This window comes from Chryseobacterium sp. MA9, assembly GCF_024399315.1.
Lineage (GTDB): Bacteria > Bacteroidota > Bacteroidia > Flavobacteriales > Weeksellaceae > Chryseobacterium.
Genome location: NZ_CP075170.1, coordinates 749,463 through 765,165, shown reverse-complemented (window position 1 = coordinate 765,165; position 15,703 = coordinate 749,463). Strand labels below are relative to the sequence as shown.

Here is a 15,703-nt window from a genome sequence, read left to right as displayed (position 1 = left end):
AAATTAGTTTTTTTATACTCCGCTGAATGCACTGAAACCTCCGTCAACAGGAATCAGTGCTCCTGTGATGAAACTTGCGGCATCTGAACATAGAAACTGTATAACACCATTCAGTTCTTCTACTTCTCCAAATCTCTGCATGGGTGTTTTGGCGATTACTTTTTTGCTTCTCTCGGTTAAACTTCCATCAGGGTTCAGGAGAATGGCCCGGTTCTGATCACCAATAAAAAATCCCGGCGCCACTGCATTAACACGTATTTTATCTCCGAATTTCAATGCCAGATCAGATGCAAGCCATTGTGTGAAGTTGGTAATTGCAGATTTAGCTGCAGAGTATCCGGCGACTCTTGTAATAGCTGAGTAAGCAGCCATAGAAGAAATATTAATAATGCTTCCGTTTCCCTGCTCTGCTATTACTTTTCCGAAAACATAACTTGGATAAACAGTTCCGTTGATATTGAGATCAGTAACGTCATTCCATCCTTTGATGTCCATATCAAAAAATGATTGTTCAGGAGATAAGGTAGCTGTGGGAATATTTCCGCCGGCTATATTGAGCAAAATATCAATCCTGCCATATTTTTCTTTTATTTTTTCTGAGGCGGCTTCAAGGCTTTCAATATCCATCACATTGGCTTCTACAGCGAGTGCCTCTCCTCCCAAGTCTGTAAGCTCTTTTACACGGGCGTTCAGTGTTTCCTGGTTTCTTCCCAATGCGATAACTTTTGCTCCGGCATCGATAAAACTTTTAGCAAGACTACCTCCCAAAACGCCTGAAGCCCCTGTGATAACTGCCACTTTGTTCCTAATACTAAACAGGTCTTTCATTTTACTTTTTACTATTTATTACAAACGCAGATTAATTTTTCTGTAATTCCGACTGAACTGCTGCCATTACTCCTTCTATCTGTCCCAATGCCAGCATTCGTCCTAAAAATGAATAACCGGGGTTATATCCTTTATCAATATCTTCTGTTAAAAGTCTTCCGTGATCAATTCTCATGGGCAGATCTGGATTTTCTTTTTCGAATACACGGATTACTTCTATGAGCTTTCCTCTTCCTCCCAAATGATGAGCTTCGATGAAATCCCCGTTTTCAAAGACATTTGTACTTCTCAGGTGAACGAATTTAGTCCGGTGGGCAAATTTCTGAGCCAGTTCCGGAACATCATTCTGAAGGTTGGCACTTAAAGAACCTGCACAGAAGGTCAATCCGTTGTGAGGATTATCAACAGCTTTCAGAAGCCAGTCAATATCTTCTTCATTGGTTACTATCCTTGGTAAGCCCAGTAATGAAAATGGCGGATCATCAGGATGTACACACATCTGAATATTCCATTTTTCACAGACAGGCATTATTTTTTCAAGGAAATATTTCATGTTCTGGCGAAGCTGGTTTTTATCTATACCATCATACAATGCCAGTAAATTTTTGAAAATAGCTACCGGATTATCATCTCCTTCTTTGATGTTTCCGTTAACGAATCCCTGTGTTTTTACAATGACAGAGTCTATCAGAGCATTGTTATCTTTTTCTGTTAAGGTATTTTTTAATTCTTCTACCTTTTGAAGGATCTGTGGGTTATAATCATTTTCTGCTCCTTCTCTTTTGAGAATATGAATTTCGAAGTATGCGAACTTGGCTTTGTCAAAATAAAGTGATGATGAACCGTCTTCCCATTCATGAAAGAGATCGGTTCTTGCCCAGTCTAGAACAGGCATAAAGTTGTAACAAACTGTTGTAATGCCTGCTTTACCCAGATTTTCAAGGCTTGTGATATAATTTTCTATTAAAGAGTCACGGTCTTCACCTCCGTATTTGATCGCTTCGCTTACGGGAAGACTTTCCACAACAGACCAGCGAAGTCCGTGGCTTTCTATATAGTTTTTATAATCATTAATAGCCTCCAGATTCCAGATTTCTCCGTTTGGGATATCATGCAGAGCAGAAACAATTCCTTCTACTCCTATTTGACGAAGCGTGCTGAGTTCTATTTTGTCTTTTTTGCCAAACCAACGCCAGGTTTTTTCCATATTTTTTAAAATTTAATTCAGTTAAACAAAGCAGGTGCTTTCACACCTACTCTGTTACTGATATGAATGAAGAATGAAATTAGTTGTATCCGGGGTTCTGGTATTTTGCCTTAATATCTGCAGATACTTCCATAGCATCAATCTGATTCTGAGGAATTGGTCTCAGATAATGAAAAGGTTTTATCGTTCTTGTAACCGTCTGCGGATTGTGATCTCCATAAGAAGCTCCTCCGATCTGATAACTGGCGGCATAATCTCCCCACTTCTGAGTACGCACCAGATCATACCATCTGTAGAATTCTCCGTAATATTCACGGGATCTTTCTGCAAGAATATAATCGATGGTGATTGCAGAAGGTGTGGCAGCAGTCATAGCTACACTGTTATCTGCTACATAAGCGGTATTTTGGGCATTATTGAATTTCCATTTTCCGGCACGGGCACGGATAACATTGATAAGGTCTCTGGCTGTCATAGCTCCTGAAGCTCCTTTTACGGCTGCTTCCGCTGCAATAAAATAGAATTCTGAGAATTTGGCAACACTGAATGGACGGGTTAATCCTGCATTCGGATATCCTAAGCCGTTCGGATCATCAGTACGATAAGTTCCAATTTTCCATAAGCCAGGGTATACAATTCTGCTGATTCCATTCGGTGCAATTACCCAATCTGCTCTTCCTGACAGAGTTCCAGCACCTACCCCGCTTTGTCCTGCTCCTGAAGGATAAGAAGGAGTCTGGCTGTCATCATTAAGGAAACTTAAAATGGCTCCTCCGGGCTGTACAGGCAGATTATTGGCATTATAAAGTACAGGAACCGTTGTTAACCCTGTTCCATTTTTGTTCCAGTTTCCTCTGTAAGTGGTTACAAAAGTCCCATCATAACGGGAATCGTTGGTTTTATCTGCAAAAGTATTTTTAATAACTCCCAAAGTAGGACACATACGAACCCACGGACGTCCCAGTGGCTGTGCCGCTTCTCTCTGTACTCCACTTACAACGTCTGCCCCAGCCCACGCTGTCGTTTTACTGCTTTTGATGGCTGTGTAGTTCCATGTCTGCATCCATGCTGCAAAATTATCCGGCGCCCAGCCTGATCCAAACCCTACAGGGTCACTTTCATTATAGTATGTGCTTGACTGCGTATGGTCTGCATAGAGCATAGATTCAGTATTTCTGTCATTTGAACCTACATTGACATCATAGAAAGTAGGCTGAAGCGCATAAGGTCCGGGATTGTTGATTCCTTCCATTGCAATATCATAAGCCTGCTGAAAATACCACTGGGCATTGTGCCCGTCAGGATCATTTCTTGTCGCTTCGGGATAAGTTGGAATATTGTTGGGATTCTGCAGCCACCATCCATAGGTAAGATAAGCTTTGGCAAGCATAAGTCTTGCTACATTTTTGGTCACACCTCCTGTTACCCTTGGTGAGGCAGGCAGATTCTCAATAGCTTTTTTAAGGTCAGCAAAAACTGTTTTTGTATAGACTTCCGGAACAGTACTTCTTGCAGAAGTTGTGGATGGCAGAGTGTTATATTTCAATTCTCCTGCACCTAAATCCAGAGGAACTCCTCCATAGGTCTGCACCAGCATGAAATAGTAAAATCCACGGAAGAAACGGGCTTCAGAAATCATAGATTCTGCGATTCCGAAACCGGGCCCTTTTTCAATAATTCCGTTGGCAGTATTGATATATGGGAAGACTGAATTCCAAACCATGCTTGTAGGAAACGTATTGGAATTAATAATACCATTTCCGGACATATCGAGCTCTTTAAAGTTACCATCAGCACTTTGTGCCCATGTAGATTCGTCAGTTCCATTCTGACAGTTACTCATAAAGTATCCATTACCGTACAATAATCTCAGCTGTCTGTATAAAGCTGTAAATCCCTGATTAACTCCATCTGGTGTATTAAAATAATCAGCTGTATATATTGCTCTTGGCTGCTCATCAAGAATTTCGTTACATCCTGTAAATGTTAAGGATAAAAAGATTGCTCCTAATAGCAGTTTTTTGTTAAAATTTATCATGACAGTACAGTTTTAAAAGGTTAAGTTTAGTCCCATTAAGTAATTTCTTGTAGAAGGGTTATTGGTTCCAATAACAAGCTGGCGGTTTTGATATCCGCTTACTGCCTGGTTTTCATTTCCAAAAGAGTTTGGTTCCGGATCCATTCCTGAGAATTTGTGATAAGGAGAGAATAATACTACAGGATTGGTTACAGTAAAGTAAATTCTTAAGCTGGTGATTTTTAAATCCTTTAAAAAATCTTTATTAACATTATAGCCTAAGGTAATGGTGCGAAGCTTAAGATAAGAAGCATCAAACATTGCCAACGTAGAAGAATATTTCGGATTATCTCCACTCAAATGACGTCCTGGACGAGGAAAATAGGCTCCAGTATTATCTTCTGTCCAATAATCTACATCCACATTATTTCCTCTTCCTGTTAATCTGTTAAGGTAACTTGCAGATCCATAAATGGTACTTACCAGAATTCCGCCATGCTGGAAAGCTCCTACTGTGCTCAGTTCAAAATTCTTGTAAGCAAAGCGCATATTAAATCCTCCCTGGAATTTCGGTGCTGTATCAAAGATCTGTCTGTCGTCCGGTCCTATTGCTCTTACCGGCGTTCCGTCAGCATTATAACCTCCGGTGTAAAGCACTTTAATAGATCCTGTAACATCTGCAGCAGTTCCCGGCTCCAGAATATTCTGATAAGGGTCACCAGCCTGCCAAAGACCGATATACTGATAATCATATAATGAATTAATATTATGTCCTACAAACCATAAGTTATTGACATCACGTGGTGTTCCGGATGCAAGGGATAAGATTTTGTTTTTATTGGTATAAAAATTAACTCCAGCCTCCCATGTAAACCCGTCCGGATTATCAAAAATAATTCCGTTTAAAGAAACTTCCAGCCCTTTATTTTCTGTTTCCGCTACATTGGAAACAATTGATGTCCAGCCGCTTGTTGCCGGAAGGCTTTTCTGTGTCAACAGGTCATATGTATGGGTTTTGTAATATTCCACACTTCCTGTAAGGCGGTTGTTCAATATTCCGAAATCTACTCCGTAGTTTTGCGTTTTTGAATATTCCCATCCTAAGTTCGGGTTGGGTGGTTGATTTCCATAGATCCCTGTACTTCCTGCACTTCCATAATTATAAGGAGCTACATTAAATCTTCCCATGGTAGAGTATGGATCTACTGCCTGATTGGAAGTCTGTCCCCAGCCGGCTCTGAATTTAAGGAGATTAATCACTTTGATATTCTGCATGAAAGATTCGTTGGTAACATTCCATCCTAATGATAGTGCGGGATAGGTATGCCATTTGTTTCCTGGAGCCAGCCTGGAAGATCCATCTGCACGAAGTGTTGCTGTAAGCATATACTTGTTATCATAAGTATACATAATTCTTCCCATGGCTGAAAGCAGGCCTGTTTTCCAATAAACCTGGTCTTCAGGTCTTACGGTAATATCAGCCTGAGGCGACTGTCCTAAGTTATAATACTGGAAAAAATCTGCAGGGACATTCTTTGCACTCATGTATGAGCTTGTATACTTATTTTCTTCTGCGGAATATAACGCTACGGCATTAACCTTATGCTTACCAAATGTGCGGTCGTAAGTTAAAAGGTTCTCCAATACCCAGTGATAGGTCTGGTTGTTCCCTTTTCCTGCCGCTGAGGGCCCCAGAGGATTCGTATTAAAGACTCCTACACCGGTGTAATTTCCACTGTTTGAAGTACGGAAATCCAATCCTACATTTAACCTGTATTTTAATCCTTTAATTGGTAAACTTGCCTCCCCGTAAAGATTGTTATAGGATGCAAAAGATTTGGTTTCATCAATATATTTATCCGCCAGGCTCTCTAAATTTCTTCTGGTATAAATCCATGTCTGATCAATGCCACCTGCTGTACTCATTACTCTCTTCGGGCTTCCATCCGGATTGTAAGGATTGGCAATGGGAGAATATCCCAGAACTGCTCCCGGATTTACCCCATTCCCTTCCGAAATCGAATAGTTTGTATTGGTCGTAAAACCGAATTTAAAGATGGATCCTACCTGCTGGTCAATGGCCATTCGCAGGGCAAATCTTTCATAACTTTGGACAGGAATTAACGCATTTTGCTTGAAGTATGATAGACCTACATTATAGTTTCCTCCTTCTGTTCCGCCTGAAACACCAATATCATGGCTGGTCATCATGGCAGGCTTATAGTACAGGCTTTGCCAGTCTGTATTAACACTGTTATTTTCATCAACCCCGTTTGAATATAAAGGCGTTGTATTTCCTGCAGGAATTGCATAAGAACGCAGCTGCGCAAACTTAGGACCATCCATCATTGGATATTTTGAAAACAAAGTCTGAACTCCTGTAAACGTATTGTAACTAAATTTGGGTCTCTGCCCTTTTGCACCTCTGTTTGTCGTAACGAGAATCACACCATTTGCCCCTCTGGACCCGTAGATCGCTGTAGCAGAAGCATCTTTCAGAATATCAATACTTTTGATATCACTTGAGCTTATATCTCCCAGTGATCCCACAAAAGGAATACCATCCAATACAATCAACGGGTTGTTATCTCCTGTCAGAGATCTTGTTCCCCTGATACGGATCTGCATAGCAGCCCCTGGTTTTGTAGAGGTTTGTGAGATATCTACACCTGCCGTTCTTCCCTGTAATGCCTGAGTAATGTTGGCAGAAGGTACTTCACGCAGGGCATCTCCTTTTACAGTGGCTACAGAACCTGTTACGGCTTCTTTTCTCTGAGTTCCATATCCTATTACAACAACTTCATCTATTTTATTTTCTTTAGCTACTGTATCTTTCTTAACCTGTGAATATGCTATGCCGGAAGGCAATAAAGTCATTGCAAAAAATAGTGCCGCTCTATTGCTTTTATTGAAATAAAATCGGTTCATAATTATTATTTTAGTATTAGTTGTTGAATAAAAGGCTGTTTAATAATTATAGTGTATAAAAATCCTTAGTGTTTATAAGCCTTTTATTTTTTTATTATATATACATATTCACGATGGCTTCAAACAATTCCTGTTTTCCGCTTTTTGGCTGTGGTTCGCCGATTTCGTGAGCGATTCTCTGAAGATCTTCCAGTGTAAGCGTACCCTCCTCGAATGCTTTTCCATTTCCTTTATCAAAAGAGGCGTAGCGGTCTGTTTTTAGCTTTTTGTAATCTGAATTTTCAAGGATATCTGCTGCCGCAAGAAGACCTTTGGCAAAAACATCCATTCCTGAAATATGAGAAATGAATAAATCTTCAGCATCAATAGAATTTCTTCTGATTTTGGCATCAAAGTTTACGCCTCCGGTTCCCAGACCTCCTGACGGAAGCAGTACAAGCCATGCCTGAACCATGTCATAATAATCTAACGGGAACTGATCCGTATCCCAGCCGTTCTGATAGTCGCCTCTGTTCGCATCAATACTTCCTAAAAGCCCTGCATCAACAGCAACCTGAAGTTCATGTTCGAACGTATGGCCCGCCAATGTAGCATGATTAACCTCAATATTCAGTTTGAAATCTTTGTCTAATCCGTAATGTCTCAGGAACCCAATTACTGTTTCAGAGTCATAATCATACTGATGTTTCGTAGGCTCCATTGGTTTGGGTTCGATCAGGAAAGTTCCTTTAAAGCCTTGTTGGCGTGCATAGTCTCTTGACATAGAAAGGAAACGGGCCAAATGATCTTTTTCACGTTTCATATCAGTATTTAAAAGACTCATATATCCTTCTCTTCCACCCCAGAAAACATAATTTTCACCTCCCAGTGCTATTGTAGCATCTATTGAATTTTTCACCTGTGTTGCTGCACATGCCACAACATCAAAATTTGGGTTGGTAGATGCTCCGTTCATGTATCTTTCATGCGTGAAAACATTCGCTGTTCCCCATAAAAGCTTTATTCCTGTTTCCTGTTGTTTTTGTTTTGCATATTCAACAATAGTCTGCATATTTTTCTCGTAGTCTTTCCAGTTACTGGCAGGGTCTACCAAATCGATATCATGGAAGCAGTAGTAGTTGAATCCCATTTTAGACATGAATTCAAAGCCCGCATCCATTTTGTGCATTGCTCTGGTCACAGGATCATTTCCGATATCCCATGGGTGGTGGATTGTAGGTCCTCCAAATGGATCGCTTCCGTTTGCACATAAGGTATGCCACCATGCCATTGCAAATCTGGTCCAGTCTTTCATAGGTTTTCCCATTACGATCTTTTCAGCATCATAATAACGGAATGCCAACGGATTCCTGCTTTCCTTCCCCTCAAATTTAATTTTTTCAATACCTGTAAAAAACTCTTTTGTACCTGTTAAAGTGTTCATATTTATTTGATTATTTTTAATTTGTTTTTTTAATTTTTGCGTAGAGATACCCTTCTCACTGATTCTTAAGAGTCAGTAAGCGGATGAAAAATGCTGTTGTAACTTTTCTAGATTATTTCGTTAAGATGATGTTTCCATCTGGCATAGGCTTCTAAATATTGTTCTTGTTTTTCGTGTTCAGGCTCTATCACCGCTATTTTTTCAAGTGAAGAAAATGCTTCTCTGGAATCTGAGTAAAATCCTATTCCCATTCCGGCAGCTCTTGCCGCTCCTACCGCTCCATCAGTATCATAAAGTTCAATGACTGCGTTGCTGACGCTGGATAACGACTGACGAAAAATTGAACTTAAAAACATGTTGGCATTTCCTGCACGGATCACCTGGATATCCATTCCGATATTTCTCATGATATCCATTCCGTATTCGTAAGAGAATACAATACCTTCCTGCGCTGCACGCAAAATATCTCCCTTAGAATGTATGTTGAAATTAATTCCGTGGATAGAACAGCTTGTATCCTTATTTTCAAGCACTCTCTCGGCTCCATTTCCAAAGGGAATAATACTTAATCCTTTTGAACCAATAGGTGAAAGTGAAGCCATGTCATTCATATCACCATAAGAAGAAAGAGAGGTTGCAAAATTATGTTTTAGCCACGAGTTTAAAATTCCGGTTCCATTGATACACAATAAAACTCCCAGTCTGATCTGTTCCGGTGTGTAATTGACGTGGGCAAATGTATTTACCCTTGATAATTTATCATATTCCAGCTGGTCCAGAACTCCATATACCACTCCTGAAGTTCCTGCTGTAGAGGCAATTTCTCCCGGATTAAAAACGTTCAGGGAAAGAGCATTGTTAGGCTGGTCTCCTGCCCTGTATGAGATGGGCGTTCCTTCTTTTAAGCCTAATTCTTCAGCCGCAATGCTGGAAACGGTTGCCTGGATTCCAAACGTGGGTACGATTTCAGGAAAAAAGCTTTTCGGGATTCCATAGTAATTAATAATATCTTCCGAAATACAGTTGTTTTTAAAATCCCAGAAAATTCCTTCCGATAATCCCTCGATGGTCATTCCTATCTGCCCAGAGAGTCTCATCGCAATATAGTCTCCAGGGAGCATTATTTTATCTATCTTTTCAAAAATTTCAGGTTCATTTTCTTTTACCCATGCAAGCTTTGATGCTGTAAAATTTCCTGGCGAATTCAACAGATGTGAGAGACATTTTTCTTCTCCTATTGTTTTAAAAGCTCTTTCACCATAAGGTACAGCACGGCTGTCACACCAGATAATGGATGGTCTTAAAAGGTTCTGATCCTTATCTACCAGAATCAAACCATGCATCTGCCATGTGATTCCAATTCCTTTAATATCTTCAGCATGTACTCCGGATTCATGCATAACAGCTTCATGTGCCAATTTCAGATTGATCCACCAGTCGACCGGGTTTTGTTCTGCCCATCCCGGATTTATAGCAGTGATTTTCATTTCTTTTTTGGGAGAAAATTCAGAAGCAATCACTTTTCCACTGGATGCCTCAATGAGACACACTTTCACAGAAGAACTGCCAATGTCATAGCCTAGTAAGTACATAATTTTTTAAAAAGGTTATTTTATAAGTTTTGTATTGTTTTTCTTGTAAATCTTAGCATCAAATCTGTAATATCTTGCTGCGCGGTGAGATACATCTTTTTGAATTTCGTCTAGAGGAACGATATAGGGGAATGAAGATATTTTTTTATGGAAATTCTTAATATCAATATTCTTTTCATTTAAAGCGCTATAGAGCTGATAGAGCTGTCTTATGGTAAATCTTTTTGGCAGCAACTCAAAAATAATGGAGAAATCAGATTCAATCCATTTTCTAATCTCCATCAGAGATTCATTGATAATTTTGTTATGATCAAAAGGCAGTAAAGGAACTTCATCAACAGGATACCAATCTACGGTATCATATTTTGTACTGTTGATCTTGTGATCTATTTTACAAAGAGAAAGGTAGGCAACTGTAATGATCCTGTCTATATGATGTTTGTATTCCTGATCCATCCATTTAATATCATGTGCATTGCTTGCTCTCATAGGATCAGCAAAGCATTTGAACTGTTTGAGAACCATTTTTTTTATCCCTGTAAGTTCATGAAGTACTCTTTGTGCAGCATCATCTACATCTTCATCACTGAAAATCAAACTTCCGGGAAGTTTGATCTGTTTTTCTAACGGTACATCATCAACATGGCGTTGTACTAATAATATATTCAACCGGTTTTCATGGTCAAATCCAAAGACAACACAATCTACAGAGACATAGGTATGGATAAAGTTCTGATTCATTAGTTCGTTAACATTTTGGTAACATTACAAATATAAAAATTCATCTGAATAAAAAAAATAAATCCTCCACTATCTACTGCTTATCAATACATTACATATCGAATTTTAATGATATCAATTGTATAAAAATTATGATAAGGTTATCATTAGTTTTACACTTACTTATTTCATAAGACATGAATTCACAATTAATTGCAATATCAATCAGCACAAAAAAAAAATTTAATTTTCAGAATAAATATTATGATAAGAAGAATCAATTTTTTTTTCATTTTGCTTGAAAAAAAAATGTAAAAAGCACACTTTTCATTGTTAAAAACCATATAAATAACCACTTTATTTTACCAATTTTACTTCTCTGGAACTAAAGTTTTGCGAAACAATGAATTTATAGACCAAAATTATTACCCTTCATAATATTGATTTCAGGAACAGTTGATAGCACTTAAAGGAAATATTCAGAACTTTCCGAAAGAAGCCGGAGAAGAAAAGAAAAGCGGATACGGTTTTCTCGAGGACTTGTATTTTAGCCATTAGTGCTCTTTCAGAAATTTAAAATAAATAGACTACAATTCTAATAAATAAAACCGCCTTTAAAAGCGGTTTTTCTCTATAACTTCTGTTCTAATATAGATTTATTTTTTTCTAAAACAATCTGTTATGCAGGGATCTTAAGGCCTCTACCTTGTATACAGATGGAACTAATAATGAAATATTATTCTCACTTCCTCCATAGGAAATCATTCGTATTGGAATATGTTTTAACGCTTCCGAGACAATGGTTGCATATCCATGATTATTTTTTCTGAAGTCTCCTACAATGCATATGATCGACTGTTCACTGTCAATTTCAACTGCTGAAAAGGAGTTCAATTCTCTTATAATTTCAGAAAGATTATCCGTTTGGTCAATTGTAAGCGATACCGCTACTTCAGAAGTAGTAATCATATCTATAGGTGTTTTATACCGTTCAAAAATTTCAAAAACCTTTCTCAAAAAGCCATAAGCCATCAGCATACGGGAAGATTGAATACGAATTGCCGTGATCCCATCCTTAGCGGCAATTGCTACAATCTGATTTTGATTGGTTGTTTCTCCTGAGATCAACGTTCCGGCAGCAGCAGGATTCATTGTATCTAATAATCTTACAGGAACATTATATTTTCTTGCAGGGAAAACGCTTTGTGGATGGAGGATTTTGGCTCCAAAGTATGATAGTTCTGCCGCTTCATCAAAACTGAGTCTGGCAATAGATTTTGTATTCTGAACATATCTCGGATCATTATTATGGAATCCATCAATATCCGTCCAGATTTGGATTTCTTCTACCTGCAATGCTGCTCCCAGTAATGAAGCTGTGTAATCAGAGCCTCCCCTTTGCAGATTATCAATTTCACCTTGAGCATTTCTGCATATATATCCTTGAGTAATAAATAGGGTTTCTTCCTGATATTTTGCAATTTCAAGACCCGCCTGTTTTCTGATGTAGTCAATATCGGGTTCTTTATCTTCGTCAATCAACATAAAGTCTAACGCTGATAGTAATACAGACGATATTTCTTTTTCCTTTAAATATAAGTGAAACAGAGTTGTTGAAATAATTTCACCTTGTGCAAGAATAATACGTTCCGCACTGGAAGTGAAGTTTTTATTTTTGAACTGATAAAAAAGATCAAAAATTTTACCAATAAAAGATAAAGCTTCCAGAATCCCTCCTTCAGTCTTAAATAATTCATTTACAAATTTTTTATATTTTTCATATAGTACATCAATATGTTTGTAAGCTCCTTCAATATCTTTGTTCTCATACAGCTCCGATAATTTCACCAAATCATTTGTGGTACCGGAAACGGCTGATAAAACAACCAGATGTTTGTCCGAAGCCTGAGATCTGATAATGGGTAATAACTGTTCAATCCTTTCCGGGCTTCCTACCGAAGTCCCACCAAATTTCAATACTTTCATAATAAATTAAATTGTTAAAATTTTTTCAAAAAAAAAGAGCTTGTCGTGATGACAAGCTCCTGTGTATTTAGTTTCTAACCAATAGGAAAATGACTCACGACGTTCGACGTAAGTACTGTTTCTTTCCTTTTTTTAAGTTAGATAATATCATTTTCTTTTTTGCTGGGCAAATATACAATTTTTTGGTAAAAAAAATACAGATATAAAAGCTTATCAAAAAAATTAAAAAGAATATTGTCTGATCAAGAATATGATTTTAGTCTGCTTGGATTCTAATCATATTTCAAACAGGATTTTAAATTTGCTGATAAAAAAGAACTAAAAACAAATAAAACACATCCATTAAGCTTCTAGTAAGGAACCTGCCCTTTCTTCAGTTTAAGTACTACCCGCTGAACATATGGCAGCAGCAAAACAATTATAATAACGCATAACACCCCAGCAAGCATCAGGTTATAATAATCACGGGTAGCACTTACCAATACCTGTTCTTTTACCAGACTGTTCAGATATCCGGCAGAAGAATTCTTTGCAGTATAAATATCATTCCCAGCATTCATATACATCTGATAAGTATTCTCCAGAGTAATGGAAAGCTGGGGATTTGTTTCATTCACATTTTCACGTATTTTCTCTGTGGCTGCACCTTTAGTATATAACTGAAGTTCATTATTAAGTGCTAAGCTTGTCGTAAAACCGGTAAACCTTGCGAGAATACCAACCAGTGATGCATTGGCAGCAATGTTTGGGGGAGCCGCAGAAATGGTAAAAGATACAATTGGAACAAATAGCACTCCTGTTGCAAAACCATAGATAAACAAAGCGGGAATAAAATCACATGTCTCCCCCTGAACGGTTACAAAGAGCAACATATAGACATAAAACAAAGCCATGATTCCAAAACCTGCAATAATGATCTTTATCAGGTTATAACCCATAAGAATAAAGCGGGAAATTACAAACATTCCAATCACGGTTCCTGCAATTACCGCCATCCATATGGGAATTGTACTGAGAGGGTCATTTCCCAGAATGATTTCCAGATATCCATAAGCAAGCCCGGTACTTCCTTTAAAAATGTAAAAAGTAAAAAGCAGCAATAGACCAATAACAAAATTCCTCGTTTTAAAAATATGAAGGTTAATTAACGGACGTTTTAATTTGAGTTCCCTGCTTATAAAAATAAAAAGAACCAATACGTTAAACAGACTTAAAAAAGCTATCAAAGGACTGTCCAGCCACCCCAGCTGTCTCCCGTATACCAAAATGTATCCTAATATGAGAATAAAAGTTATATAGAAAAGATAACCTATCCAGTCTACCTGATAAAGCGGAATTTTTTTATGAAACCTTGCTTTCCCATTCATTGTAACCATCACCATACCCGTTAAGATTACCAGCAGTACAATTAATCCGTAAAACAACCAGTTGAAATCAAAAAAATAAAGCACTATGCTGTAATAAATTGAATATAGAGGAACTGAAATCTGTATACCGCCATAAAGTACGGTGTATCCTATTACCCTTGCCCGTGCAGATTCTAAACGTGGAAATATCATGTTCAATACAATTCCGGACATCAGAGCGCAGGTAATTCCCTGAATGAACTGGACCACTATGAAGATCATCCAATTCCTGGTATAGAAACAGATCAGTGAACACAACGCATTCACAGCAAGTGCCGTCAGAAGATATTTACGAGGAGAAAAGTACTTCACAATACGAAAATCCAAAGCCAGAAAAGCCACCGTAGATCCATAAATAACAACCATAGCATATTGAATATCCGTAGATTCCACTCCGTAAAAACCCATTATTGTTGCCGGATTGGTATATAAGGCAAAGCTATAAAGGCAGGTCATCAATATGGTAAATATCACTGATCGTGCTACCCATTCGGATACCCAATTTTTAAAAACAGGAATTCTATGTGCTTGCATCATTAGTCATTTATAACATCAACATTGGCGTTCATTCCTGCAGAAAAGCGAGTTAACTTTCCTGGACTATCGGTCAGTTTTATCCGGACCGGAATTCGCTGTGTAATCTTTACAAAGTTACCTGTGGCATTATCAGGCGGCAGAATCGAATAACGGGAGCCAGTGGTCGGAGAAAGAGATTCTATAGTTCCATTCAATTTTTCACCTGGAAAAGCATCTACTTCAACCAATACTTTCTGCCCCGGCTTAAAATTACTAATCTGTGTTTCTTTAAAATTGGCAATTACCCATTTCGCCTCTGAGCTATTTACCATAAAAGCAAGCGTTTGTCCAGGCTGCACCAGCTGTCCTTCCTGAATTGTCTTTTTGCCAATCTGTCCATCAAACGGAGCCGTAATAACGGTATATTTGATATCCAGCATCTGTCTTTTCAATAAAGCTTCTTTAATTTTTATTTCCGCATCTATTGCAGCGCGTTGTGCTCTGATATCATTAAGTTTAGATTCGGCAACCCGTAATTCGGCTTTCGTCTGTAGGTAATCGGACTGATTAATAGCCAGTGAGGCTGTTACATGATCAAACTTTTGCTGTGTTGTTGATTCATCAGCCAGCAGATTTTTATAGCGCTGATACTCTCGCTGCTGTTGCACCAGTTTCGCCCAGACACCAGAAAGCTGTGCTCTGATAACATCAATGCTTTTGGTCTGTGTTTCTTCATTGGCTGTGAGGATCGGCTGTTTAGCTCTTGAACTCATTAATTCTGCCAGTGCTGCATCTCTTTTCATTCCGTATTCATCCAGTTCGATTATGACCAGGGTATCTCCTTTTTTAAACTTCTGGTTATCTTTATAATAAATTTTGCTTATGTATCCTCCTACTTTCACATTTACTGGTGACAGATAAGCATCAATCTGCGCATCATTAGTATGCTGATAATGGTATCCTTTCCAGATGTAAATACTTCCCCATATCACTAATGCAGCCAATAATGCATTCCCCAACCATTGGGTTATTACTACAACTGTTTTATCTGTTTTATTTTTATTCATATTGTTAAATTCA

10 protein-coding genes are annotated in these 15,703 nt (G+C 38.2%); all 10 read right to left on the bottom strand.

The window, feature by feature from the left end; all coding sequences use genetic code 11:
* Positions 1–12: 12 nt before the first annotated feature.
* A complete protein-coding gene (locus KIK00_RS03425; protein ID WP_255815152.1) occupies positions 13–828 on the bottom strand; it encodes an SDR family oxidoreductase in 816 nt (271 codons plus the stop codon).
* Between the two features lie 31 nt (positions 829–859).
* Positions 860–2,035 carry a mannonate dehydratase gene (gene uxuA / locus KIK00_RS03420; protein WP_255815151.1) on the bottom strand — a complete coding sequence of 392 codons (1,176 nt, stop codon included), beginning with the start codon at positions 2,033–2,035 and terminating at the stop codon, positions 860–862.
* A gap of 79 nt (positions 2,036–2,114) precedes the next feature.
* The gene (locus KIK00_RS03415) at positions 2,115–4,073 is read right to left on the bottom strand and encodes a RagB/SusD family nutrient uptake outer membrane protein (protein WP_255815150.1); all 1,959 of its coding nucleotides are present in this window, start codon (positions 4,071–4,073) and stop codon (positions 2,115–2,117) included.
* Positions 4,074–4,085: 12 nt separating this feature from the next.
* Entirely contained in the window at positions 4,086–6,980 is a 2,895-nt protein-coding gene (locus tag KIK00_RS03410; protein ID WP_255815149.1) for a SusC/RagA family TonB-linked outer membrane protein, read from the bottom strand.
* 94 nt (positions 6,981–7,074) lie between these two features.
* Positions 7,075–8,403 (bottom strand): xylose isomerase, encoded by a 1,329-nt coding sequence (gene xylA, locus KIK00_RS03405; RefSeq protein WP_255815148.1) that lies wholly within the window; start codon positions 8,401–8,403, stop codon positions 7,075–7,077.
* Positions 8,404–8,510: 107 nt separating this feature from the next.
* A complete protein-coding gene (locus tag KIK00_RS03400; protein WP_255815147.1) occupies positions 8,511–9,995 on the bottom strand; it encodes a xylulokinase in 1,485 nt (494 codons plus the stop codon).
* Between the two features lie 15 nt (positions 9,996–10,010).
* Positions 10,011–10,736, bottom strand: coding sequence for an NUDIX domain-containing protein (locus KIK00_RS03395; protein WP_255815146.1), 726 nt, complete (start codon positions 10,734–10,736; stop codon positions 10,011–10,013).
* A gap of 645 nt (positions 10,737–11,381) precedes the next feature.
* Positions 11,382–12,701 (bottom strand): aspartate kinase, encoded by a 1,320-nt coding sequence (locus KIK00_RS03390; protein WP_255815145.1) that lies wholly within the window; start codon positions 12,699–12,701, stop codon positions 11,382–11,384.
* A gap of 350 nt (positions 12,702–13,051) precedes the next feature.
* Positions 13,052–14,644 carry an MFS transporter gene (locus tag KIK00_RS03385; RefSeq protein WP_255815144.1) on the bottom strand — a complete coding sequence of 531 codons (1,593 nt, stop codon included), beginning with the start codon at positions 14,642–14,644 and terminating at the stop codon, positions 13,052–13,054.
* On the bottom strand, positions 14,644–15,690 hold the full coding sequence (locus KIK00_RS03380; protein ID WP_255815143.1) for an HlyD family secretion protein: 1,047 nt from the start codon (positions 15,688–15,690) through the stop codon (positions 14,644–14,646). The genes KIK00_RS03385 and KIK00_RS03380 overlap by 1 nt, the downstream gene beginning before the upstream one ends.
* Positions 15,691–15,703: the final 13 nt, after the last annotated feature.

Bases quoted from the DNA above. Each gene is read 5' to 3' on its own strand.
- KIK00_RS03425 (WP_255815152.1), bottom strand. From the start codon at position 828: ATGAAAGACCTGTTTAGTATTAGGAACAAAGTGGCAGTTATCACAGGG.
- uxuA (WP_255815151.1), bottom strand. From the start codon at position 2,035: ATGGAAAAAACCTGGCGTTGGTTTGGCAAAAAAGACAAAATAGAACTC.
- KIK00_RS03415 (WP_255815150.1), bottom strand. From the start codon at position 4,073: ATGATAAATTTTAACAAAAAACTGCTATTAGGAGCAATCTTTTTATCC.
- KIK00_RS03410 (WP_255815149.1), bottom strand. From the start codon at position 6,980: ATGAACCGATTTTATTTCAATAAAAGCAATAGAGCGGCACTATTTTTT.
- xylA (WP_255815148.1), bottom strand. From the start codon at position 8,403: ATGAACACTTTAACAGGTACAAAAGAGTTTTTTACAGGTATTGAAAAA.
- KIK00_RS03400 (WP_255815147.1), bottom strand. From the start codon at position 9,995: ATGTACTTACTAGGCTATGACATTGGCAGTTCTTCTGTGAAAGTGTGT.
- KIK00_RS03395 (WP_255815146.1), bottom strand. From the start codon at position 10,736: ATGAATCAGAACTTTATCCATACCTATGTCTCTGTAGATTGTGTTGTC.
- KIK00_RS03390 (WP_255815145.1), bottom strand. From the start codon at position 12,701: ATGAAAGTATTGAAATTTGGTGGGACTTCGGTAGGAAGCCCGGAAAGG.
- KIK00_RS03385 (WP_255815144.1), bottom strand. From the start codon at position 14,644: ATGATGCAAGCACATAGAATTCCTGTTTTTAAAAATTGGGTATCCGAA.
- KIK00_RS03380 (WP_255815143.1), bottom strand. From the start codon at position 15,690: ATGAATAAAAATAAAACAGATAAAACAGTTGTAGTAATAACCCAATGG.